This window comes from Frigoribacterium sp. Leaf44, from assembly GCF_001421865.1.
In the GTDB taxonomy this organism is placed as follows: domain Bacteria; phylum Actinomycetota; class Actinomycetes; order Actinomycetales; family Microbacteriaceae; genus Frigoribacterium.
This window is the reverse complement of sequence record NZ_LMLG01000006.1, coordinates 309,890-333,922: the sequence shown is the minus strand read 5'-3', so window position 1 is coordinate 333,922 and position 24,033 is coordinate 309,890. Positions and strand designations below refer to the sequence as shown.

Here is a 24,033-nt window from a genome sequence, read left to right as displayed (position 1 = left end):
GCGGCAGGAGGCTTGCGTCGGCGTGCCTACTGCTTTTCGAGACGAACGGTCGTCGTGGTGCCCATCAAGCTGGCCTTGTAGCTGAGCTCGCCGCCGTCGACGGTGAACTCCTTCGTGTCATCGGTCGAGGCGAGCATGGCCGAGTCGGTCGCGGCAGCGTCGCGGGCCGAGGACCACGTGTAAGGCGACGCGTCGTCGGTGGGAGGCGTGAAGGTGCCCACCCAGTAGATCGACTCGGTGTCGCCACCGTCGCTGACCCAGTTGATCGAGATGGTGTCGCCGGTGATGGTCGCCGCTTGGTAGGCGTCCTCGCTCCCCGAGTTGGTCTGCTTCCACGACCCGGTGAGGTCGGGCACCGGAGCCGCTTCGGGTGTGGCCTCGGCGGAGGCGGTGCTCGTCGCAGATGAGCCACTCACTAGCCCTGTCTCGCCTGCGTCCGAGGGGGCAGGGCTGCTGCAGCCGGCGAGCGCCAGAGCGGAGACGAGAGCGAGCGGGGCAAGTGCGGCGATGAGCTTCTGCATGATGACGCCATGCTCCCAGACTTCTTGACGATGCCTCAACGCCCGTCAGCCCATCGACTCGTTGTCAGAGGGGGGCGAGCAGAGCGGTGCAAGCGCCGATGCGGCAGTGGTCGTCCATGTCGGCGTGCTGAGCGCACCCGCCGGCGCACGAGCGGCAGACGGCGAGGCCGGCCTCGATGACGGCGCGGGTGACGGCCGCGGTGGCCGGGCTGGTGCGCTAGGGGACAGCGAGGGTGGTCGCGTAAAGGTGGGAGCAGTTTAGGTCTGCTCGGACGCAGTCGGACATCACTGTTGGAATCACCTTTCGCGACTTCTTCGGGCTGTAGATCTCAACCCCAGGCGTCACTCTTAACCGGTGTCATCTACGGCGTCCACATCGAGAACGTCAACTGCTAGCTGACCGCCAACATCCGCCGCCTCGACAAGCTCGCAGCCGGGGTCGCAGGAAAATCACTGACAGCCTCGCTGTTGCGGGCGGAGCAGCAGTGGACCACATCAAAGCCCCTCACCGCTCACGCTCACGTCTGCTCAGAGTCCACCTCGACTCATAATGTCGATTAGCTCAACGCGCTAACTTGAACGCTCCTCACGAGCGTCACCGCGTACACATGTTCCTCAAAGCCTGCTGGCGTGGTCGTTCAACTGAATGAGGTGAAACCGAGGACCGCGGCACGGCCCCTGCGTGTGAGCCGTACCACCCACCGTCGGTCAAAGGTTCTTGTGAATCCAGTCGCTCGTTGCCCTACGCAGCCCGCGCCATGCAGCAACGCTAGTCAGCTCAACGACGAGCAGCTTGTCGTTTTCGTCCAAGAACGCGCCCGCAGCATCACGAATCTCCTTCGCGCTCTTATCGCTTACGATCAGCCACGCGCTCTGCAGCGAATGCGAGTACGTCCCATAGCTTTTCAAGTGCTCGATCAATTTGTCGTACTTTTGTCCCGGCGCAGACAAGTCGTAGGTAACAAGACAGCTGGTCATGAGTTCCCCCAAAGTCGTTGAGCGTCTAGTCTTTATACCGCCACTGACACGCGACTCTCTTTTCGACGACGCACCCCGCGTCTCAGTCAATGAGGCTCTCAAATGCTCACGCGGTTTACGTAAGCCTCGAGACCTCGAAGCTGGTTTCCGGCGTTGTCTCCAAGAGTTTGACCGTGCCACGATTCACTTGAAAAAGAATTACCCGGTCGGCATGGCGCAGTTCAACGCGGACCGCCGGGGGTGGGCCGACGATCTTGCGACACGTCACGCATAACTCTTGCGTCTGAGTGTTCAGCAGGCGGCTCGTGGTCAAGCAGAGCGCGTTCGAGGACGAGCGAGAGTACTGCGACCCTCGTGCGCACCGCATCGAAGCGGTACAGCGACGCTCTGCTTGCCAGAGTCGATTCCAGACGGGGCGAGCATCTAGGGTGTGAAGCTGGGGGAGTAATGAGAAAGACACGACCGACGCTGCGCGTGATCAAGGCCATGCCCGACGCACCAGCTGTCCTTAGGGCGCGCGACGTCATCCAGCGCGCGAAGAGCTCCGAGTTGCCTGAGGCCATCCTCGAGGAACTGCGGCTCGAAACTGTTCGCGGCGCCTTGTTGGACGACGCAGACCAGCGGTTCGCGGACGGCGGCGTACCCGACCGGCACGTGGAGGCTACAGCGGCTTATCACGCCCCGGTCTATGAAGTGCGCGACCCGTCAGGCGCTGGGTGGCGCGGAGCCATCATCCTGGACGACGCCGGCGATCCGTGGCTCGTACACGTCGACGCGCACAACAAGTTCCATGCGAGTGTCGCGAAGGCACTGAAGCGCGACAAAGGCAAGCTACTGACGACGGGTGAAACCGCCGGCGCCGCGAAGACCGCTCGGCCAACGGACCTGGATATGTGGGTGAGGGACTCTGAAGAGGACCGGCTACGCGACCACGCGCTGACCCGTGAGCTCATCAGTGGGCTGCGAGACGCTCTCCGGGCTGCCTTCAAATCAGAAGAGCCGTTTAGAACGGATACCCCACCTAGCCCTGCTGCCTCGGGCTCGCCTTCTACGTTCGCGTACACCGTGAGCACTCAACACGAAGATTCCGCGAAGACGGTGGCCCATGCGCACGAGACGATGAGCACGATCACGATCACGATGCCGAAGTCACCGAAACCTTACTCGATGTACGAGCGGTTGCTCTCCCACGGCATCATATATCTGCAGTCGGATACGAGCTGCTGGGAATCGGTGTACACCCACGATGAGCTTCGCGTAGACGTCTTCGTGACTCACGCGAAGCTCGCTCAGCTGCTTTCGGACGCCGAGATTGACCCGGAATCTTTCCCTCCCATGGTATCTCCGCCGACAGAACTCCACCATGTCCGCTCACACCACGTTATCGAAGGACTCGTGACCGGCACGGCCGTCCAAGGGTTGTGTGGACGCTTCTTCGTCCCCTCGACGTCTGAGTCAGCGAACCTACCCGTGTGCACTGTCTGCGAGGAAATGCACCCCTTCGCTCAAGAACTGCTCGACCAGCTGCGTGAGCGTGCTCAGAGCTGACTGAGGTCTCTTAGGGCCGTCTTGCTCAAGGCTCGACGGGCAGAAGTTGGTCTTGCCACAACCTCGGCAACGTGCTTGCTCGCGGCATCGCGGCGTTCTGCGAAGGCAACAACGTCGGCAACACGCACAAGGTGATGCGTCCCTTTGAGGTGGGCGGGCAGGACACCCTCACGAATTAGTTTCGTCACATGCGGGCGGCTGACATTCAGCATCGACGCCACCTGGTTCGGGCTGAGCGTGTCTTCGTTCTCGATGACGGACACGCCCGTGCCGCGTTCGACAGCAGCAAGCAGGTTCACCACGATCTTGCGTAGGGGCGATTCTGCGGGAAGCTGTTGGACGGCCTCGGACAACTGGGAGACCTCGGCGGGGGCGATGGCCGTGCGCGGGTCTATGGCAGTGATTGTCATGTCGTCTCCTAACTGAAATAACTGTAACTCGGCCTCTCCGTTTTAGGAAACGAAATGGGCAAACTGGCAGAAATCCCATGCGCGATGCGCGAGATCGCACAACGCCACAAGAGTGTAGACGTACATCCGGCAGACGGTCGCACGTGCGTGCGGGAGCGGGACGACGCGCATCGTGGGCAATGAAAGCGCGAACGCTGCGGCCCGTGCGCGAGAAGCCGGCGGCGAGACGACGGAAACGGGTCCCAACCTCGCCGGTCAGCCCGAGGAAATTTAAGACGTACGGGTCCTTGGCTAGCTGCCCGGCAAGGTCCGAGTCGGCCGAAGTGAGCTGTCCGGCGAAGTTCGACGGCGCCGCCCCCACACGCTGCCGGGTCTTGTTCATAATCTGGTTTAGGAGCACGTTCCGTGACCAGCCGTGGGTAACCGTGTGTTCGGCGTACTAGTCACGGGCCGCCTTGTCGTCGAGCTTGTCGAGGAGGACGGTGATGTGCCCCCAGGGCAATTGACCAACAGCTTGTTGGCCAGTTACCGGCGTCCCCGGCCACGCCTAAGCGAAGGCGCGCATGTACTTCAGGATTGACAGGAAAAACCCTTTCATGTCCGGGAACTCGGCTCGGAGGTCATCGGCAAGCCGGGCCAGTACCCCACTCCCCCACTCGCTGGTCGCTTGACGTTCAGAGAGGAGGTCACCGATGGACCAGTAGAGCTCAGTGAGGCCAGTGTTGACCTGGTGCCGAACGCGCCTCCGCGCGGCCCGAACCTGAGTCTTGAGGTCGGCCAGAACATGGTGTAGCCATCAGGGATAAGGTGCTGTGGCACGGAGATAAGCTTAAGTCTCGAGCAGGCGCGAGGAGCTGGCACCTGACCGGCCCGAGCCGGCTGCAGCTCCGGGTAAGAGATCGTGGCCCGACCGCTCAGAGTGGCCGGGCGAGCTCGCTGGCTCCATCGGGGCAGCCTCATCGCGGGGAGCTCTCCGTCATGAGCTCACGGCGCCGGTCCCCTTTCGACGTGCAAGAGCATCCAGTACTCGGCTTGATAAGGACCGCGCCGACGTCCACCTCAAACCGCAGGCGCGTAGCGGTGGAGCCGCAGGCGCTGCCACTCTCCCGATGACATGGCGACTAGCCGTTGGCGAGCTCTTTGCGGCCTCGCCGTCACCAGCATCGACGCAGCTGACGCGTTTGCCGATCCCCTATCGGACACATCGGCACAGCCAGAGGGATTCAGCCCCCCGAGAGGAATAAAGCCTCCTGACGCGTATCAAGCGCCCGCCTTCGGCCAGCTCAGCCACGGCTCCGAGACCGAATGGGTGTCAGGAAACTTCCCGCCCGGAAGTCCAACATTCACTGACGGCTTGGTAAGCCCTGGCCCACAGTAAAGCGCGCCGCACGGCCCGAGAGTCAATGGTCCAAGAATGGCTCTGGCATTCGGCCGAAAGACCAACACATCGGTGTCGGCTGTTATCGGCCGCTCAACACCCATTACAACTGTGCACCTGGTTCGTTTGCCGTTGCTAGGAGCGCGTCAGCGTAGCGATCGGATGCCGGTCGGACGTAGTCGGGCGAAATTCGGAAGAGCCAGATAGCAAGCATCACGAGCGCCCCGATTGCTGCGATCGCAATCGACCACCAACTCACAGCCACCGTCGTGGTCGCGGTCACGATGGCAAGACTAGTAGCGGCGACGAGTGCGGCAGACGCGGCGGCAAGGCCGTACGGCTTCGCACCGTAGAGGTTTCGTGCGGTGCCGTATTGCAGCAGTTCGGAGTAAACCCGCGGAAATCGAGCGTGGTCGCGGGTCATCTCGCGCATGCGTCCGACGGCGTCTTCGTACACGTCGTCCGCCTCAAGTGGGTCGTCCCGTTCGTCTGCTGCTGTCGGCAGTTTTACGCCGGTCATGGATTCCACGCGTCGATGCAGTTGCTGGATCTCGGCGGCGCGATGTTCGCGCCAGCGAAGCCGTTGCGCGGTGGGGTGGCCTCCCCAGTCTCGCCAGAGTCGACGCTGCACGTTGTTGCCACGGTCGCGGACCGTGCGCATGACGATCAGGTGTAAGCCGGCGGTCAGAGCGATTCCGATGAGAGACCTAACGATGCTGTCGATGCTACTGACCCGCAGGAAGACGACGATCACAAGGCTGACCGGAGCGAGGACTGCCATCGCTGGGCCGAGTTGCGTGGTGCGTTCGTAGGACTTATCCACAGTCGTTAGACGTCAAGCTCCAGCCACGGCAGCGGCTGTATGGTTACCCAGCCCGTCCGCGTCGGCGCGCCCCGCCCCCACATAATCGTTCGACCTCGGGTCGCGCAAACCTCGTAACCGCGGCGGGTGAAAGCGTTGGCGACTTCTGAACGAGGGAAGTCCTCGGCTTTTTTTCCCACGCTTACAAATGCTGTCCGAGTCTCGGTAGCGCCAACGATCGGACCAGCCAACCGGTCCATCACCTTGGTAGTCAGATTGTGCCGGGAGCCGTGATGTGGCACATCAAAGAAGTCAGGGAAACCGACGGAGTTTCGACCTGATGCGTCCATGAAATCGGCGGCGGCGGTCAACGCCGGCACGCCAGCATCGCCGGTGAAGAACGCCCGGCTCCCATCGACCTGGACGTCAAGAATGATACTGGTGTTGTTTCGGGACGTCGTGCCGTCCCCATCCGTCAACTCCCCCTCCCCCGGGTCGGTCGTGCGCGGCATGAGGACATTCTTCACCGCGGCCGCGCTCGCGCGGAGGATGGAGCTGACCAAGCTCTTCATCGATGCGGAGGAATTGTCCCCGGCGAGCATGTCCGTGTAGAAGTCCTTCGTTGGGCCAGCGACCAGGACGGCGCCGGAGAAAAACGTGCTGCCCGCGAACGCGCCGGTGGTGACGGTGGTGCCGTGGCTTCGCGCTAGGTCGATCAGCTCGTCGACTCGGTCGGCCTTGACCTCATCGGAGGTGTAACCGTGCTCTGCCGGGCGGTGAATGACGAGCTCCGTAACGGTGAGATGGTCAAAGATGCCGAACAGGCCGTTGATGTGGTCGTTGTCCGGATGCGTGCACACCATCAGATCGATGCGCGTTGTGGCGTAGTACTGCTGGACGTGCAGAGCGATGGCTGTCGCAGTGTCGGCGAATCCCCCGTCGATGAGCATCACTCGCTCTTGCGTCGTGCCCGGTTCAGTCAGCCGACACAGGATCGCGTCTCCGGTGTTCGCCTCTTCCCCGACCGGGATGAAGTCAACCTCAATCATGCGATGCAGTCCCCCCTTTAACTGTTCTCGTCCTACTTCTGAACAGGGTACGGGTTTGGTCCGACAGTAGGGGGACCCGCCGCACTGACCTGGAGACCAAAAGAGAACCACTCACTTTCTGCAGGGCACTCGGTTAGCCTCTGACCATTCACTGACGAATGGGGGCGGGATGGATTTCGAGAAGCTGTTGCGCGAGAGCACGGAGGCATTGCCCACGGCACCGAGGGAGGTGTACGAACAGCTGCCAGGGAAGAAGAAGGGCTACGGGTACCTTCGAGACGTTCAAGCCCAAATTTTGACTAAGTGGCATGAAAAACGCGAACAACGCGACATTGTCGTCAAGGTGAACACCGGCGGCGGGAAGACTATCGATGGTCTTGTCATGCTTCAGAGTTACCTCAACGGCGGGGTCTCACCGGCTCTCTTCGTCGCTCCAGACAAGTACCTAGTAGATCAGGTGATTGCCGAGGCGAGCAATCTCGGGATACCTGTCGTGAAGGACCCCGAGAGCGGCGCGTATTTGGCGGGTGAAGCTATCGGTGTGGTGACCGCAGCCAAGCTCTTTAATGGCCGGACCATCTTTTCTGACAATCGGCCTACGGCACCTCGGGTCCCAATTGGAGCCGTCGTCATTGATGACGCTCACGCAGTCATGACGACGCTGCATGCCCAGTTCTCTGTCGAGATAGCTCGTGGAAACTCCACATTCGACGCCCTCCTGGAACTGTTCGAGGCCGACCTCAAAGATCAGGCACCCGACGTTCTCTTAGATATTCGCGAAAAAACGGGGGGTGGTTTCGCCCGGGTCCCCTTCTGGTCGATCCACACCAAGATCGATCAACTTCGCACTGTGCTTCGGGCCTACAAGCCGGACAATCCACAAGACGCGGGCTTCGAAAGCATCCGCGAAATCTTGCCTTTGTGCCGGATTGTCTTCACCAGACTCGGGGTCACACTCGTCCCGCCAAATCCCGCCGTGAACCGCGTGCACAGCTTCGTTGATGCTAAGCATCGCGTTTTTCTTACGGCGACGCTCGCGAACGACAGCTCCTTGGTGACCGACTTTGACGCAGACGCAGATCTCGTTGCTTCACCTATCCAGCCGTTGACTGCCGGCGACATAGGTGAGCGCATGATTTTGGCGCCTGAGGAGATCAACCCATCAATTACCAGCGATGACGTGCGAAATGAGGTGGCGAAGCTTGCCAAGGAGTACAACACCCTGGTGATTGTCCCTAGCAAACCCGCTATTGCGCGCTGGTCGGCCTTCAATCCCACGGTTGCTGACAAGGACAACCTCAAGGAAGTCGTCGCTCAGATGAGGGCGAATCCGCGACTGGGCTTGGTGGTGACGGCGAACAAGTACGACGGTATCGATCTCCCCGACGAGGCCTGCCGCGTAGTCGTAATCGATGGGTTGCCTGAAGCCTTCAGCGGAGACGAGCGATTGAGTGCCCTGATGCAGCGGAATGTAAGCGGTGTCGATGACCGTCAAGTTCAGCGGATCGAGCAGGGAATGGGACGCGCCGTCCGAAGCAACGAAGATCACTGCGTTGTATTCCTGATCGGCCGCAGGCTCGCGCAGCTGACCGTCGATCCTCGAACCCTCGAGCGGTTCAGCCCCGCCACGCGGGCGCAGCTAGCCCGATCCCGGACCGTGGCCCGCGAGATGGAGAATGTTCCGCTCTCAAAAATTATGAGCACGGCCAAGCAGGCGCTCGAGCGAGAAACCGCGTGGGTCACATATGCGAAGCAAGCACTGCGAGCTCTCGAACCGACTGCCGCACGTATAGATGAATCAGCTACTCAGTCTAGAAAAGCTTTCGCATCCGCTTTAGGTGGAGATCTTTCTGGAGCGTGTCAACGCCTCGTCGCTGCGGCCGGCAGCTGTGATGACGAGCGCCAAGCTGGGCAGCTCCTCGAGCAGGCGGCGGTTTACGCCCAGCAGTACGACCCCGTGCGGGCACAGGAAGTTCTGGCCATCGCTCGGACGAAAAACCTCTACGTCTTGCGACCCCTGACAGGCGTCGTTTTCAAACTAGTCGCCTTCGAAGGTTCACAGGCAGAGAAGGTCGCTTCTCGAATCACCTCAATGTACGGGACAGCTGCGTCGCTACGCGTAGGTGTCGAAGCAATTGTGGAACGGCTCCGGTTCGATCCTCTGACAACTGAAGAGTTCGAAGAAGGAATCCTGGAACTTGGTCTGTTTCTTGGTCTTGGGTCCCAGCGGCCCGAACGACAGTTGGGGTACGGACCGGATAACGTTTGGGCAATCGAGCCAGGTCGTTTTTGGGTCGTCGAAGCTAAGAGTGGCGCTACAAGCGACTTCATCAGCAAGCGAGATGCCGGGCAGCTCGGTGAGGCATTGCAGTGGTTCGGTAAGCGCTACCCTGCCGACATTGCGGCCGTTCCAGTAATGATCCATCAGGAGAAAAAGCTTCACGGGTCGGCCACAGGGCCTGCGGGAATGAGGGTTATAAATGCTCGGGGACTGGCCGAATTCATAGTCGATGTCCGGTCCTTCGCCGAGGGGCTGGCCGCATCGGGTTGGACGGATCTCGCTGTCGTGAATCGTCTTCTTGTGGGCCACAAGCTCCACTCAGATGGGCTCGCGTCCCGACTAGCGGCCCCAACGGGAGGTACGGCAGCCTGACAAAATTCATGTCAAGGCATGCGTGCCGAAACTTTTTGGGTCGAGCTACCCGAGCGCTACACAGCGCGATAGACCGTTGAACGGGCCACTCCAAACATCTCCGCAATCTCGCTCGTCGTGTGGGCGCCGGCGCGGTGGAGCTGGACGAGGTGCTTCTCCTGCGAGGCAGTCAGTTTGGATTTGCGGCCGTGGAGCTTGCCTGCGGCCTTGGCGATCGCCATGCATTCCCGTGTGCGGGCTCGGATGAGGTCGGCTTCGAACTCGGCCACCATTCCGAGGACGTTGAAAAGGAGCCGGCCGACAGGGTCGGTGGGGTCGTAGACCGCTCCCCGAGGTTTAGGGCTACGCCCTTTTTCGTCAGCTCGTCCGCGATGTCGGTGGCGTCGCGCAGTGAGGGGGCGAACCGGTCGAGCTTGGTGATGACGAGCACGTCGCCTGCGCGGCAGGCTGCCAGTGCCTCCCGGAGTCCCGGCCGGGCTCGAGTCGTGCCCGACAACCCGTGGTCAACATGCACGTGTTGATCGTCAACACCCAGTGCTGCAAGACCGTCACGCTGTGCTGCGAGATCCTGTCCCGAAGTCGAGACGCGGGCGGATCCGACGAGCATCCGACGACTGTAGCGTTTAAACCCCATGACCGGGCAATTTGCGGGACAGGCATACGCGAATCCGTAGGCCATACGCTCCTTGGTCTCAGGCGACCAAGAGCATCTCGAGAACGTGTCCCGATGAACGACCGCCTATCGGACGCCACTCTGCTTACCGTCCAAAAACCCAAACTGGTTCAAAATGTCGCTTTAGACCACTCGGAGGTGGCGGCACGGCGATCTGGGCGCCGAGAACACGCAAGAGTCAACTGGACCTGTAGCAGTCCCTCGTGTGTTGCCCGTACCTATGTCACCGGCATGATGGGATCACAAATGGCGCACCGTGGGCTCAGGAATCCTGCGCGGCAATAGCCGAGGTCGTGCCACGGCCCGGGAGGGAAGCTTCAAGTGTTCGGGTCTCGTCGAATGAGAAAGCGCGCCGTGGAGGCGGTCGGAGCAGACGTGCGGGCCCTACGCGCGTCAGTCGATGCGTTTGCCCGTGACCAAGAGATTGACGCCGGTGTCGCGACGAGTCGACGTTGGGCGTTCGTATGGGTCGGAGGTATCCTCGCGTGCTTGTTCACGGCCGCGAGCATCGGGCTCGTTGTGGTGGCTCTACCCGCCTCGCCTACCGCCCCTGATCCTGGCCGAATCGGTGTTGTGATGCCCCAGTATCCGGACGGGACCGTGCAGGTGCATGCGTCGTTCAGCGGCGTGCTGGACTCGAAGGCGCACTTCAAACTGATCGTGAGCGTGTTGCCATCCTCGGAGGCGGAGGCCAGTCAGACGTCGGTCGGCGTCTTCTTCTGTGGCGCGATCCGCGAGGGTCTTGTACTCGAGCAAGTCAACACGAGCGAGACTCCGACAACAGCGCCAGTAGAGCCGGACGTACTCGAGTTCGATACCCGACTCGGGTACCGAACCGAGTGCGACTTCGTGAGGGTTTCTAGCGACACCTGGCAAGTTGCTCTGTACGGCACATCGGACCTCGCGTTGGCCACTACGGCTGGTGAAAGAGTTGTCTACGCTTTGCCTGGCGTGACGACATCGACTATAGAAGAAAACGTCAATGGCGAGCTGATGCGCCCCGTCCTGCACGACACGACGCTCCAAGTCGAAATGACTGAAGTTTCGTCCGACCTCACCGTCACCGCGTCCGCTCCGCAGATCCCGGCGGCGGGGGTCCTCGCCTGGTCGTTTGCGGACATTCGGGGGGTCAACGCACCGAGTGAGTATCGCGTCTCAGGCACCTTGGCCGATCGTGAGAACAGCTCGCAGGCGTTCCTGTTCATGGCTGGCGCGCTAATCGGACTTGCGGGGGCCGCGCTCCTCTGGGCAATCGAGGGGATCGTCGAGGTTGTTATCGCTCGACGGCGGACTCGTGCTGCAGCAGCGAGGGCGTAGCTTGTCAGCTCGACTTTCTCCACAACCCCGTAGTTCATGGCGTCGGAGAAGGCTTTCCTCTGCGCCTCGCTCTCAGGCCCGAATTGCAATGACAGATTGACCGACAGCGGCTCCCGCTCCTGAGCATCGTCTCGCTTGGCAAACACGGTCTCGCGAACAGAACCGTCGGGATCGACGCCGAAGGCGATTCCCCAGTAGGCGCTCCTGCCGTCCAACCGGTCGTGCAGCCGTGTTGCTTCAGCTGCGAGATCGTCCGGACGCGTCAGCGCGGCCGACTCGCGATGCACTTCTCGTAAGACCTCGACGGCGTAGTCCGCGGTGAAACGTCGCTCGATCTCGGGGTGAAGTCCCAACAGACGGTCGAGCTCGGGCGGTCCCATGAATCTAATCTCAGGCTTCGAACCAGGCCTCAATGCTCGAACCGCTTTGCGCTCAGGTGCGGTCACCTTGAAGGGGAGCACAAGAGTCCATGCCCATCCTTGGGACGGTTCGCTCTTGAGCGCCGCTGATAGCGATTTTTTCACCTGGCTGCGGCGGGCAATGTGCCCGCCTGACATTCCGCCATGGAAGTACTTGAGCTGATAGATGTGAGTCAGCTGGTTTGTCTGTTCAACCCGGACGTCAACATCAATTCCGCCATCGCCACCCCGGCCGTCCAGCGCCATCGCTCTTCGACCCTCCCGCGTTTCTTCTTGGACCAGAAATGTTTCGACCAATTCGTTGAAGGTCTTCTCGTCGATGTGTCGCCAGTCGATCTTCCTAGTCATGCTGCTCCCTCGATGGCTGCTTGGAGTAAATGTAGGGAGCACGTACGACGGTCACTGCGAGCCACCCGCTGGCGGCCAAACTCCAGCACTCGAATCGCGAAGGGGCCTACACGCGGTTCCGAAAGATCTTGCTCCTGCACTGTCGCAGAACGCTAGGTCCCCCGTGCCGAACGACCCCTACGCTCTGCTGCTGCCGCGCGGCGTCCCCTCCATGGCACGCTGGCCACCGCGCCTGTTGCTGGCGGTCCAGCGAAGTCCTCGTCGATGATTTGCTCGAACCGCATAGTCGAGGGGTCGTCACCGGTTTCGAGCTTGGCAACGTGCTCATCAGGGGTTTGGAGCGACAGCGCGTGAGGCTTACGCGCCTGGTCGCCATGTGGGCAACCTGCGGTTGCCCACAACGTCTCACCGCGTTCCTGTTACCGCTGCGTTACCGCTGTTCTCCGTCGGCAAAGAAAAGAGCCCCGGAATCCCCGTAAGTACAGGGGTTCTCAGGGCTCTTTCTGTGGCGGTACCGGTGGGATTTGAACCCACGGTGGAGTTAACCCCCACACATGTTTTCGAGACATGATCCTTCGGCCGCTCGGACACGGTACCGAGAGCGAGTTTAGTACATCCGGCGGCAGGGACGAAACCGGGGGATTGCTCGTCCACCGCACCGCGCCTCCTCGGGGTTGTGCACAGGGTGCACGGACGCGCGGCGCGGGCATCGAAGCCCGGCGTAGCCTCGGCCCATGCCCTCACGCCACACCGTCACCGCCTTCCTCTCGGGCGTCGGCGTCACCCTCGCCACCATGGCCGCCGCCGGCGCCGGCGTCAGCCGCTTCATGCAGCGCCGCAACGCGGCCGCCGCCGACCTGAACGCCTTGCTGCCCGTCCACTCCGCCTGGTGGCGCGACCGCTTCGACCGCAAGGGCAAGCTGCTCTACGTCGCGATGGGCGACTCCGCCGCCCAGGGCATCGGAGCCTCGAGCCCGGCCCGCAGCTACGTCGGCCGCCTCTCCGCGTACATGCGCCGCCAGAGCCACACCTCGCTGCGCGTCGTCAACCTCAGCGTCAGCGGCTCGACCACCTGGCTCTGCCGCAAGGACCAGCTGCCCAAGTTCGAGAAGTACGAACCCGACGTCGTCACGGTGGCCATCGGCGCCAACGACATCATCCAGTTCAACCCCGAGTCGTTCGAGAAAAACCTCCGCGTCATCTACGGCGCCCTGCCCTCACACGCGATCGTCGGCGACCTGCCCGCCATGTGGATTCCCGACCGCGAGAAGAAGCTCGTCGAGGCCAACGCCATCGTCCGCCGCGTCGCCGGCGAGTTCGGCCTCACCGTCGCCCCGCTCTACGAGACCACCCGCCGCCAGGGCTTCTTCCGCACCTACCGCAACTCGGCCGGAGACCTCTTCCACCCCAACGACCGCGGCTACCGCGTCTGGGCCTCGGCCTTCGAACCCGCCATCGCCGCCCGCCTCGCCCGCATCGCCGCAGACGAAGCCGCCACCACCCACGAGGTCCGCGAGGCCGAAGCCGTCGCGGCGCACACGGCCGCCGCCTCCCCGACGGACGCCTCCGCCGATGTCGGGGGCGCCTCCTAGGCTGACGGCATGGCTCGCACCACCACTCCCCCGTTCCGCTGCACCGAGTGCGGGTGGACGTCGCTCAAGTGGGCCGGGCGCTGCGGCGAGTGCCAGAAGTGGGGCACCGTCGTCGACGTCACCTCGGCCCTCGTCAGCGCCCGCGGCACCGCCTCGGTCCGCGTCGAAGGGGACCGCGTCGCACGACCCATCACCCAGGTCGAGGCCAACAGCGTCGCCTACTGGCCCAGCGGCATCGCCGAGTTCGACCGCGTCCTCGGCGGGGGCATCGTCCCCGGCGCCGCCATCCTGCTCAGCGGCGAGCCCGGCGTCGGCAAGTCCACGCTGTTGCTCGAGGTCGCGTCCCGCGCCGCCGCCACCGGCGCGCGCGTCCTCTACGTCACCGCCGAAGAAAGCGCCTCGCAGGTTCGCCTCCGTGCCCAACGCACCGGCGCCATGCACGACAACCTCTTCCTCGCCGCCGAGGTGGACCTCTCGGTCATCCTCGGCCAGATCGACCAGGTCGACCCCCAACTCGTCATCGTCGACTCGGTGCAGACCGTCTCGTCCTCGACAATCGACGGCATCGCCGGCGGCACCTCCCAGGTGCGCGAGGTCGCCTCGACCCTCATCCGCGTCAGCAAGGACCGCAACCTGCCCGTCCTCCTCGTCGGCCACGTCACCAAGGACGGCACCATCGCCGGCCCCCGCCTGCTCGAACACCTCGTCGACGTCGTCTGCCAGTTCGAGGGCGACCGGCAGACCGCGCTCCGCTTCATCCGCGCCCACAAGAACCGCTTCGGCCCCACCGACGAAGTCGGCTGCTTCGAGATGACCGGCGACGGCATCGCCGAGGTCGCCGACCCCAGCGGCCTCTTCATGTCGCGCAACGGCACCCCCGTCAGCGGCACCTGCATCACCGTCGCCATGGAAGGCCGCCGCGCCCTGCCCGTCGAGGTCCAAGCGCTCATCGTCGCCAGCTCGACACCCCAACCCCGCCGCGTCGTCAACGGAGTCGACTCCTCCCGCGTCGCCATGCTGCTCGCCGTGCTCGAACGCCGCGCCGGCATCCGCCTCGGCGACGCCGACGTCTACGTCAGCACCGTCGGCGGCATCAAGATCACCGAACCCGGCGCCGACCTCGCCATCGCGCTCGCCCTCGCCAGCGCCAGCCGCGAGAAACCCTTCCCCCAGACCATGGCCGCCGTCGGCGAGATCAGCCTCGCCGGCGAGATCCGCCCCGTCTCCTCCCCCAAACAACGCGCCTCCGAAGCACGACGCCTCGGCTTCACCCAGCTCGTCGACGCCGAATCCGGCAACCTGCGCGAAGCGCTCCGCCGGGCGTTCAGCGCCGCGGGCTCCGAACGCGACCGCGAGCTCGACCGGGCCTTCTGAGCCGACCCGGCCCGCGCCTCCTGAGCCGGGACACCCGCGTCTCTCGGCCCGACCCGCGCCTCGTGACCCGAGGCCGACTCGGGTGTGCTGACGCGTCCCCGATTCCTGACCCGGGCACCGGGCCGGGCCCGGCCGGCAGACGCACGGTCCCGGACGTCCGACACCGGGTGCGAGTGGGCAGAAGGTGCTGCTCGCACCAACCTGACGAGCACCTTCTGCCCACTCGACGGCCGCACCCGCACCTACACCCCCCGCGCGCACGAGCACCGCCCCATCGAGTGGTCCCGAACCGTCCCTCCGACGCACCCGCAGGACGATCTGCGACCACTCGACCCGCGCCTCCGGAACCGAGGCCCCACACACCGGCCCGACCCACACGAGGCCAGGGCACGAGTGGGCAAAAGATGTTCCTCCCCCGCAGACGACGAGCATCTTCTGCCCATTCGGCCCCACGTCCCGACCCCCCGAACCCCCGCACCGACCCGACATCGCCCGCAGCGGGGTACACCCCGGTCGGCGGCCTCACCAGGCACCTGCACCCCGCTCCACGCGGATTCTCAGCCCACACGCCGCGCTGGTCCCGGCCAACCCCCTGACCGGCCCTTAACCTGTGCCCATGTCGACGTTCAAGAACCCGGTCGGGCCGCAACCGCCCTCGGTCTACTGGCGTCGTCGCGCGGTGCTCGCGCTCGGTCTGATCGCGGTCGTGGTCATCATCGTGTTGATCGTCGTCCGCCCCGGGTCCGGCTCGGCAGAACCGGGTGCCGCCGCGACGACCTCCGCACCCCCGGCCGATGCCGCCCCCAGCGAACCGGCCGCCACCGAGACCGCCCCTGCGGCTGACGCCACCGCCGACCCGGCCGACACCTCGACCGAGGGCGCCTCCGACGCCGCGACCTGCTCGACCAGCGACATCGAACTGAAGCCGGTCACCGACAAGACGAGCTACGCCGCGACCGAACTGCCGCAGATCTCGATGTCGATCACCAACTCGGGCCGCGCCGACTGCTCGATCGACCTCGGCTCGGCGCAGCAGACGCTCGTCGTCACGAGCGGCGAAGAGCAGTACTGGTCGTCGAAGGACTGCCAGGTCAACGGCACCAACCAGGTCGTCACGCTCACCGCCGGCCAGACCCTCAGCACTCCCCCCATCGCCTGGGACCGCACGCGCTCGTCCGCCGACACCTGCGAGTCGACCTCGCGCGAACCCGTCACCGCCGGCGGCGCGACCTACCGCCTCGCCGTCTCGGTCGGCGACATCACCTCCGCCGACACCGCCCAGATGATCCTGAACTGACAGTGACCCACCCGTGAACGCAGCCACCCCCTCCTCCGAGCCCGTCGACCCGGCCGACCGCAACGGCACCTTCCGCTCCGAGTCGCTCGAGCTGGCCCTCGCCGCCCAGGACGCCGCCGCCGTCGCCTTCGCCTTGCGTCACGACGTGGTCGTCGTCCCGAAGCTCGTGCTGCCGACCGACTCGAGCGGAACGAGCGACACCGCCGCCGCCGACGCCGCCCCTTCCACCGGCGGCCCCGACGACGGAGCCCTCCCCGACGAAGGCGACCAGGTCCGCGTCTTCGGCCGCGAGAACACCGACAAGCGCATCCTGCTGCTCTTCTCGTCGGACGACACCTACGCCGCGATGGTCCCCGACGACCCCAACCGCCAGGTCATGCTCTACGACGCGCTCTCGCTGCGCGCGTTCCTCGAGGCCCACCTCGACGTCATCGAGCAGGTCTTCTTCGACATCGCCGGCCCGCACACCATGGCCGCCAACCCGGAAGACCTCCTCAAGGCCCTCGGCTAGCGCACGAGCCCCCCGAGCCCAGGAGGCGCGGGTCGAGTGGTCCCGAATCGTCCTCCCCAGCGGGGCGAGGGACGATTCGCGACCACTCGACCGGCCACAGCGAACGCGAACTCGAACGCGAGCTCGCGCGAACGACTACAGCGCGGGCAGCGCCTTCAGCATCCGCGAGTTGCCCAGCGTGTTCGGCTTGACCCGGGCCAGGTCGAGGAACTCCGCCACACCCTCGTCGGTCGAGCGGACGAGCTCGCCGTAGACGTCCGGCGGCACGAGCCCTTCGTCGCCCACGTTGAGGTACCCGTGCTTCTCGAAGAAGTCGACCTCGAACGTCAGGCAGAACAGGCGGCCGATCTCGAGCTTCCGGGCCGCCCCTTCGAGCGACTCGAGGAGGCGGTGGCCGACCCCCTTGCGGATCCACGCGGCGTCGAGGGCGAGCGTGCGCACCTCGGCCAGGTCGTCCCACATGACGTGCAGCGCGCCGCACCCGATCGGCACCCCGTCGGGCCCGACCGCGATCTGGAACTCCTGCACGTCGCCGTACAGCGTCACGAGGTCCTTGCCGAGCAGGATGCGCTTCTGCACGAACGGCTCGCACAGCCGCTGGATGTGCGGCACGTCGCTGACGACCGCGTTCCGCACCGTGATGCCGTGTCGGTCGGCCCCGCCGAGCCGGTCGGCACCGCCGACCCCGTCGACACCGGTGGGCGCGTCTGCCGCGTCTGACATGGGACTCCCTCGAAGACCACGACCCGAGGAGGCGCGGGCCGCCGCCCAGCCTAGCGACGCGTTCGCGACCCGGCCCCGGGTACGCCGAAGGGCGGTCTCCGTCGTGGAAGACCGCCCCGGGCGTCGAAGGCGACCCGCGCCTCCTTCGGTGTTGCCGTCGTGCTGTTGTTGCTGTCGCGCCTAGCTCTCGATCTCGGGGGCGTCGCCCACGAGGACCTCTTCGCGACCCGGCTGACGCGAGGTGGCGAAGGTGAACTCTCCGTCCACGAAGTCGACCTGGACATGGTCGCCCGCATTGAGCTCACCCTGCAGGATGCGCTCGGAGAGCCGGTCTTCGACCTCGTGCTGGATCGCACGACGCAGCGGCCGGGCACCGAGCGACGGGTCGAACCCGATCTCGATGAGCCGCTCTTTCGCGGACTGCGAGAGGACGGCCGTCATGTCGCGGTCGAGCAGACGGTCGGACAGGCGCTTGATGAACAGGTCGACGATCTGCAGCAGCTCTTCTTGGTTGAGCTGCGGGAACACGATCGTCTCGTCGACGCGGTTCAGGAATTCGGGCTTGAAGTGCTTCTTGAGCTCTTCGGTGACCTTCGAACGCATGCGCTCGTAGGAGGTCGCCGTGTCGCCCTCGATCTGGAAGCCCACGGGGCCACCCGTGATGTCTTTCGTGCCGAGGTTGGTCGTCATGATGATGACCGTGTTCTTGAAGTCGACGACACGACCCTGACCGTCGGTGAGACGACCCTCTTCGAGCACCTGCAACAGCGAGTTGAAGATGTCGGGGTGGGCCTTCTCGATCTCGTCGAACAGCACCACGGAGAACGGCTTGCGGCGGACCTTCTCGGTCAGCTGCCCGCCCTCTTCGAAGCCGACGAACCCGGGAGGGGCACCGAACAGACGCGAGACGGTGTGCTTCTCGCCGTACTCGGACATGTCGAGCGAGATCAGCGCGCCCTCGTCGTCGAACAGGAACTCGGCGAGCGCCTTGGCCAGCTCGGTCTTGCCGACGCCCGTGGGCCCGGCGAAGATGAACGAACCGGAGGGACGCTTGGGGTCCTTCAGGCCGGCACGCGTGCGGCGGATGGTCTTCGAGAGGGCCGCGATGGCCTGCTCTTGTCCGATGACGCGCTGGTGCAGGGCCTTCTCCATGAAGACGAGACGCGAGGTCTCTTCTTCGGTGAGCTTGAAGACCGGGATGCCCGTGGCCTGGGCCAGGACCTCGGCGATGATGCCCTCGTCGACGGTTCCGCCGGCTCCGGCCTCGCCCGAACGCCACGTCTTCTCGAGACGGAGGCGCTCACCGAGCAGCTTCTTCTCTTCGTCGCGCAGCGAGGCGGCCTTCTCGAAGTCCTGGTCCTCGATCGCGCCCTCTTTCTGGCCGCGGACGCCGGCGATGCGCTCGTCGAACTCGCGCAGCTCGGGCGGTGCGGAAAGGATCGACAGACGCAGGCGGGCGCCGGCCTCGTCGATCAGGTCGATGGCCTTGTCGGGCAGGAAGCGGTCGCTGACGTAACGGTCGGCGAGGTTCGCCGCCGCGACGATCGCGCCGTCGGTGATGGAGACCTTGTGGAAGGCCTCGTACTTGTCGCGCAGCCCCTTGAGGATGTTGATCGCGTGGGGCAGCGAGGGCTCGTTGACCTGCACGGGCTGGAAGCGGCGCTCGAGGGCGGCGTCCTTCTCGAAGTGCTTGCGGTACTCGTCGAGCGTGGTCGCACCGATCGTCTGCAGCTCGCCACGGGCGAGCAGCGGCTTGAGGATCGACGCGGCGTCGATGGCGCCCTCGGCGGCACCCGCACCCACGAGGGTGTGGATCTCGTCGATGAAGACGATGATGTCGCCGCGCGTGCGGATCTCTTTGGTGACCTTCTTCAGGCGCTCCTCGAAGTCACCGCGGTAGCGGCTGCCGGCGATGAGCGAGCCGAGGTCGAGGGAGTAGAGCTGCTTGTCCTTCAGCGTCTCGGGCACCTCGCCCTTGACGATCGCCTGGGCCAGGCCCTCGACGACGGCGGTCTTGCCGACGCCGGGCTCACCGATCAGCACGGGGTTGTTCTTCGAGCGACGGGAGAGGATCTGCATGACCCGCTCCATCTCTTTCTCGCGCCCGATGACCGGGTCGAGCTTGTTGTCGCGCGCGGCCTGCGTCAGGTTGCGACCGAACTGGTCGAGCACCTGGCTGCCGCCCTGCGCGCCTTGGGTCTGTTCGCCGCCCACGGCCACCGCCTCTTTCCCCTGGTAGCCGGAGAGGAGCTGGATGACCTGCTGGCGGACCCGGTTGAGGTCGGCGCCGAGCTTCACGAGCACCTGGGCGGCGACTCCTTCACCCTCGCGGATGAGGCCGAGCAGGATGTGCTCGGTGCCGATGTAGTTGTGGCCGAGCTGCAGCGCCTCGCGCAGGCTCAGCTCGAGGACCTTCTTCGCACGAGGCGTGAAGGGGATGTGGCCGGTCGGCTGCTGCTGGCCCTGGCCGATGATGTCTTGCACCTGCTCGCGCACGGCGTCGAGCGAGATGCCCAGCGACTCGAGGGCCTTGGCGGCGACGCCTTCGCCCTCGTGGATCAGACCGAGCAGGATGTGCTCGGTGCCGATGTAGTTGTGGTTCAGCATCTTCGCCTCTTCTTGGGCGAGGACGACGACGCGACGGGCACGGTCGGTGAATCTCTCGAACATCTTCTTTGCTCCCTAGGTGGCGGGGTGGTTGTCGCCACCGAATGTGCATCTGGCGCCCGCAGGGTTCGGCACCGGTTTACAGAGAGAGTAACCAGGCCCCGCGGCTTAATCTGCCCCTGTTCGCTGGGGGCATAGAGCAGTGCGCAGGCGGGCTGACAGGGCGCGCTGACAGGGGTGGCGGCTAGCCTCGCGTCCATGGGCAAGTTCACGGTCGGCCTCGTTCCGCACCCCACGAAGTCGGTGCTCGACAGCGTCGAGATCATCCGCGGCTGGACGACCCGCTCACAGGCGCACCTCGTCGCCATGACGAGCGACGCGGCCCGGGTCGGCGACGGCGTCGAGCTGGTCGACGAGCGCACCTTCCGCGAGCGCGTCACCGTCGTGGTGGCCCTCGGCGGCGACGGCACGATGCTGGGCGCCATGCGGCTCGTCGCCGAACGTCCCGTGCCCGTGCTCGGCGTCAACTACGGCAACGTGGGCTTCCTGGTCGAGGTCGAGCCGCACGAGCTGCCCGAGGCGCTCGACCGCGTCGGCCAGAAGCAGTTCTCGCTCGAACCGCACCACGCCCTCGAGGTCACGCACTCGACGACCGGCTTCGAGAACACCTACCTGGCCTTCAACGACGCCTCGGTGGCCCGCCGCCCGGGCGAGGGCGTCGTCTCGGCCGACCTCGTGCTCGACGAGACGCCCTACGGCTACTACAAGGCCGACGCGATCGTCGCGGCGACGCCGGCCGGCTCGACCGCCTACAACTACGCCGCGGGCGGGCCGATCCTGTCCCCCGCGATCGCGGCCGTCGTGGTCACCCCGGTGGCGCCGATGTCGGGCATCGACCGCTCGGTCGTCCTCGGCCCGCGCGAACAGCTGCGGTTCGAGATCGGCGACGGCACGCACTCGGCGGCGCTCGAGGTCGACGGCCGCGTGGTCGCCGACGTCAGCGAGGGCTGCGTGATCAAGCTCGTGCTGCGGCGTGACGCGGGCCAGGTGATCCGGCTCGACGCCGACCGGCACGGCCGCAAGGGCCGCCTCAAGCTCAGCCTGCTCGACCTGCCGCTGCGAGAAGACCAGCTGCTCGAGCTCGTCCCGACCGACGTCCGGGCCCGCTTCCGCGAACGCGCCGAGCGCGCCGGCGGCCTCGCCGGTGTCGCCCACGACGACGACACCGCCGTCACCGGCATCAGCCCCCTGCACTGACGCGGCCGCCCGGGGGCATCAGCCCCGGGCACCGACGCACCCGCCTTCAGGAGGCGCGGTGCGCGGTGGTCGCGCGCCGCGCCTCCTGCGCTCTGCCGCCGTCGTGCGGCCCGGCCGACGTCGTGCGGCCCGGCCGCTCGGCCGCCGCGAATCCGGGCGGCTTCGGCCACGGCGGGCGGTCGCGGACGCCCGACTCACACGAACACGCCCGCCCTGCCCTGGCCCCGGGCCCGGCCCCGGCCACCGGCCCCGGGCCCGGCCCCCTCACGAACCCGGGCGGCTTCGGCCTCGGCGGGCGGTCGCGGACGCCCGACTCATACGAACACGCCCGCCCTGCCCTGGCCCCCGGCCGCGGCCGCAACCTCGGCCCGGACCGGCCCGCCCCGCCTAGTACACCTCGCCAAGCGCCTCGGCGAAGACCTGCTCGGGGTCGCGGACGAACCCGCGTCGGGCGAACCAGGCGCAGACGTTGCGGCAGTCGCGTTCGAGCAGCTCGACGCCGGTCGGGTTGCTCGCGACGTCGACGAGCTGGGGCACGTCGATGGCGACGACCCGTCCGTCGTGGACGAGCAGGTTGTACGGCGAGAGGTCCCCGTGCGCGAAGCCGGCCCGGGCGAAGCCGATCACGATCTCGTGCACCTGCTCGAACAGCGGCCAGAGGGTGGCGCCGTCGTCCTTGACCTGGGCGAGGCGTGGCGCGGCTTCGACCCCGTGCCCGACGAACTCCATCAGGATCTCGGTGCCGCTGATCTGAACCGGGTACGGCACGGCGACGCCGAGGGAGTGCATGCGGCAAAGCGCGTCGAACTCGGCCGCGGCCCAGAGTCCGGCCTGCACCCGGCGCCCGTGGGCCGAGCCGCGAGCCATCGCCCGGCCGTCGCGGGTGTTGCGCACGCGACGGCCCTCGCGGTACTCGGACGAGCGGTGGAAGTCGCTCTGCTCGGGCCCGCGGTACCGCTTCGCGGCCAGCAAGGAGGCGCGGGCTCCGTCACCGGCGCCCAGAACGACGTCCGCCGGCACGGCTCGGTCGATCAGGTGGACGTTGGCCTCCTTGCCGGACTTGACGACGCCGAGCTCGGTGTCGATCGCGGCGGCGGAGGTGACGACCCAATCGGGCCACGGCCGGGGCCCGCGTTCGGTGGGGGTGGCGGCCGGCCAGGTGGACCAGCCCTGGTCGGCGTCGGGATCGACGGCGGAGAAGGTGGGTACGACGAAGTCGTCGGAGAAGGTCAAGCTGTGCTCCAGGGGAGGCGTGAGACCGGCCCGGCGGGCGCGACGAGCGTCGCGCGACTGTCGCTACGGGCGGAGGGTCTCGGGGTGAGTGGGGTACGCGTGGCGTGCGTTGACGGCAGTCATGCTCATCACCCCTCTCGTGGAGTGTCGCGTGGCCCGGCCATCTCGTGGCCCTGGTCCGCTCACGGTACCGCGCCGCGCCTCCCCTGTCGACGGTCGTCCGGGCCCGAGAGGCCGAGCGACGATCGGCCGAGTGGGCAGAAGATGCTGCTCGGACCCCGACGAACAGCATCTTCTGCCCACTCGATCGCGTCACGAGAGGCGACGACGCACGCGGGCGACGAGCTCGTCGGCCCGGCGGCCGCGGAGGTCGTCGTCCGTGCATCGGACGGTCCACCACCCGGCGTCGGCAAAGCGCTCACGGCGGAGGATGTCGGTGCGGAACCTCCACGGATCGCGGCGGTGTTCGTCGCCCTCGTACTCGACGGCGAGCTTGCACCACGCGTACCGGAGGTCGGGCCTGCCGAGGTAACGCCCGCGATCGTCGTACGTGCGCACGTTGATCTCGGGTTCGGGAAGCCCAGCCCGCAGCAGGAGGAGGCGTAGCTCGGTCTCCTTCGGCGACTCGACCCCGGGCCGCACGAGCTCGAGGGCCTCGCGTACACGTCCCACACCACGTCGACCCCGGGCGGACGCCACCGCGCGTCGGAGTTCGTCGACGGTGCGCCCTCGCGCCACGTCGAACTCAGACCAGGAGCCGAGGAGTGCGTCGCCGGCACGGACGAGGTCGTCGACCGTCATCAGAGACCCGCTCTCCACCCAGGCGACGACCGGATCGTCGACCGGCAGACCGTCGGCCAGCAACCTCAGACGAGCTGGCCCGGTCGATGCCGCGCCCGCACTCGTCACACCCTGGACGTCGAGGGACGACCGTGCCCGGTGCGTCACGACGCCCGGCCGACGTGGACCCCGTCCGTCGGTCGAGGTGACGTGCAGGGGTTCTCTGCCGTCGCGGACCCGCCACGGCACCGGGAGCCACCAGAGACCCAGGGCCGTCACCCGGGAAAAACGCCAGTCGTCGAGCATCACCGGAAGCAACGCCCGGGCACTCGCCAGCAGGGCGGTCTGCGGGTCGTGCGGGTCGTGCGGGTCGGAGCCCCGGCCGACGAGGCGCCGGACGCCGCGGTGGGGAGCCTCGAGGTCGGCACCCCGGAGACGCCCGACCCCGAGACCCGCACGGCGGGCCTCGTCGACGGCGAAGGGGCGATCGGCAAGCGGAAGGGGGACGACGATGCGCGGCACCCGTCGAGACTGACCGCCGGGACGCGGCCCGCGCCTCCTGA

General features: G+C 65.9%; 18 protein-coding genes, 2 tRNA genes and 1 pseudogene. 7 read left to right on the top strand and 14 right to left on the bottom strand.

Annotation, left to right across the window (positions count from 1 at the left end; genetic code table 11):
• Positions 1-26: 26 nt before the first annotated feature.
• Positions 27-521, bottom strand: a complete 495-nt coding sequence (locus ASE87_RS10035; RefSeq protein ID WP_056228175.1) for a hypothetical protein — start codon at positions 519-521, stop codon at positions 27-29.
• A 708-nt stretch (positions 522-1,229) separates the two neighbouring features.
• A complete protein-coding gene (locus tag ASE87_RS10030; protein WP_056228173.1) occupies positions 1,230-1,499 on the bottom strand; it encodes a hypothetical protein in 270 nt (89 codons plus the stop codon).
• 447 nt (positions 1,500-1,946) lie between these two features.
• Between ASE87_RS10030 and ASE87_RS10025 the strand changes: the two genes are divergently transcribed.
• A complete protein-coding gene (locus ASE87_RS10025) occupies positions 1,947-3,047 on the top strand; it encodes a DUF3039 domain-containing protein (RefSeq protein ID WP_082452547.1) in 1,101 nt (366 codons plus the stop codon).
• On the opposite strand, the gene ASE87_RS16730 is transcribed toward ASE87_RS10025, so the two are convergent.
• The 5 genes from ASE87_RS16730 to ASE87_RS10015 all read right to left on the bottom strand — a co-directional run bounded on the left by ASE87_RS16730 (position 3,038) and on the right by ASE87_RS10015 (position 6,686).
• The gene (locus tag ASE87_RS16730) at positions 3,038-3,457 is read right to left on the bottom strand and encodes a helix-turn-helix domain-containing protein (protein WP_082452546.1); all 420 of its coding nucleotides are present in this window, start codon (positions 3,455-3,457) and stop codon (positions 3,038-3,040) included. The two genes, ASE87_RS10025 and ASE87_RS16730, sit on opposite strands and share 10 nt — an antisense overlap.
• Positions 3,458-4,004: 547 nt before the next feature.
• Complete coding sequence (locus tag ASE87_RS16725; protein ID WP_235472334.1) at positions 4,005-4,238, bottom strand: DUF1016 N-terminal domain-containing protein; 234 nt, start codon at positions 4,236-4,238, stop codon at positions 4,005-4,007.
• Between the two features lie 427 nt (positions 4,239-4,665).
• Positions 4,666-4,754, bottom strand: a tRNA-Ile gene (locus ASE87_RS16135).
• Between the two features lie 184 nt (positions 4,755-4,938).
• Entirely contained in the window at positions 4,939-5,658 is a 720-nt protein-coding gene (locus ASE87_RS16130) for a hypothetical protein (protein ID WP_157489808.1), read from the bottom strand.
• A 5-nt stretch (positions 5,659-5,663) separates the two neighbouring features.
• Complete coding sequence (locus tag ASE87_RS10015) at positions 5,664-6,686, bottom strand: ComEC/Rec2 family competence protein (RefSeq protein WP_056228164.1); 1,023 nt, start codon at positions 6,684-6,686, stop codon at positions 5,664-5,666.
• A 169-nt stretch (positions 6,687-6,855) separates the two neighbouring features.
• Here ASE87_RS10015 and ASE87_RS15810 point away from each other — a divergent pair, with 169 nt between their 5' ends.
• On the top strand, positions 6,856-9,339 hold the full coding sequence (locus tag ASE87_RS15810) for a helicase C-terminal domain-containing protein (protein WP_082452545.1): 2,484 nt from the start codon (positions 6,856-6,858) through the stop codon (positions 9,337-9,339).
• A 56-nt stretch (positions 9,340-9,395) separates the two neighbouring features.
• On the opposite strand, the pseudogene ASE87_RS10005 reads toward ASE87_RS15810, so the two are convergent.
• The 3 genes and pseudogenes from ASE87_RS10005 to ASE87_RS09995 all read right to left on the bottom strand — a co-directional run bounded on the left by ASE87_RS10005 (position 9,396) and on the right by ASE87_RS09995 (position 12,693).
• A pseudogene (locus ASE87_RS10005) lies at positions 9,396-9,946 on the bottom strand (recombinase family protein).
• A gap of 1,001 nt (positions 9,947-10,947) precedes the next feature.
• Entirely contained in the window at positions 10,948-12,096 is a 1,149-nt protein-coding gene (locus ASE87_RS16125) for a hypothetical protein (RefSeq protein WP_157489807.1), read from the bottom strand.
• A 506-nt stretch (positions 12,097-12,602) separates the two neighbouring features.
• A tRNA-Ser gene (locus ASE87_RS09995) sits at positions 12,603-12,693 on the bottom strand.
• A gap of 137 nt (positions 12,694-12,830) precedes the next feature.
• On the opposite strand from ASE87_RS09995, the gene ASE87_RS09990 reads away from it, so the two are divergent.
• The 4 genes from ASE87_RS09990 (at position 12,831) to ASE87_RS09975 (ending at position 16,870) form a co-directional block, all read left to right on the top strand.
• Positions 12,831-13,688 (top strand): SGNH/GDSL hydrolase family protein, encoded by an 858-nt coding sequence (locus ASE87_RS09990; protein ID WP_082452544.1) that lies wholly within the window; start codon positions 12,831-12,833, stop codon positions 13,686-13,688.
• Between the two features lie 9 nt (positions 13,689-13,697).
• On the top strand, positions 13,698-15,062 hold the full coding sequence (gene radA / locus ASE87_RS09985; protein ID WP_055975569.1) for a DNA repair protein RadA: 1,365 nt from the start codon (positions 13,698-13,700) through the stop codon (positions 15,060-15,062).
• Positions 15,063-15,678: 616 nt separating this feature from the next.
• Entirely contained in the window at positions 15,679-16,359 is a 681-nt protein-coding gene (locus ASE87_RS09980) for a hypothetical protein (RefSeq protein ID WP_056228155.1), read from the top strand.
• Positions 16,360-16,372: 13 nt separating this feature from the next.
• Positions 16,373-16,870 (top strand): hypothetical protein, encoded by a 498-nt coding sequence (locus tag ASE87_RS09975; protein ID WP_056228154.1) that lies wholly within the window; start codon positions 16,373-16,375, stop codon positions 16,868-16,870.
• Positions 16,871-17,005: 135 nt separating this feature from the next.
• Here ASE87_RS09975 and ASE87_RS09970 read toward each other — a convergent pair whose 3' ends face one another.
• Both ASE87_RS09970 and ASE87_RS09965 read right to left on the bottom strand, forming a co-directional pair.
• The gene (locus ASE87_RS09970) at positions 17,006-17,593 is read right to left on the bottom strand and encodes an amino-acid N-acetyltransferase (RefSeq protein ID WP_082452543.1); all 588 of its coding nucleotides are present in this window, start codon (positions 17,591-17,593) and stop codon (positions 17,006-17,008) included.
• Between the two features lie 180 nt (positions 17,594-17,773).
• Positions 17,774-20,263, bottom strand: coding sequence for an ATP-dependent Clp protease ATP-binding subunit (locus tag ASE87_RS09965; RefSeq protein ID WP_043594568.1), 2,490 nt, complete (start codon positions 20,261-20,263; stop codon positions 17,774-17,776).
• Positions 20,264-20,458: 195 nt separating this feature from the next.
• Here ASE87_RS09965 and ASE87_RS09960 point away from each other — a divergent pair, with 195 nt between their 5' ends.
• Positions 20,459-21,457: an NAD(+)/NADH kinase gene (locus tag ASE87_RS09960; protein WP_056228151.1), complete on the top strand. Its 999-nt coding sequence runs from the start codon at positions 20,459-20,461 to the stop codon at positions 21,455-21,457.
• 387 nt (positions 21,458-21,844) lie between these two features.
• On the opposite strand, the gene ASE87_RS09955 is transcribed toward ASE87_RS09960, so the two are convergent.
• Both ASE87_RS09955 and ASE87_RS09950 read right to left on the bottom strand, forming a co-directional pair.
• The gene (locus ASE87_RS09955; RefSeq protein WP_082452542.1) at positions 21,845-22,690 is read right to left on the bottom strand and encodes a serine protein kinase RIO; all 846 of its coding nucleotides are present in this window, start codon (positions 22,688-22,690) and stop codon (positions 21,845-21,847) included.
• 312 nt (positions 22,691-23,002) lie between these two features.
• Positions 23,003-23,992: a hypothetical protein gene (locus tag ASE87_RS09950; protein WP_056228147.1), complete on the bottom strand. Its 990-nt coding sequence runs from the start codon at positions 23,990-23,992 to the stop codon at positions 23,003-23,005.
• Positions 23,993-24,033: the final 41 nt, after the last annotated feature.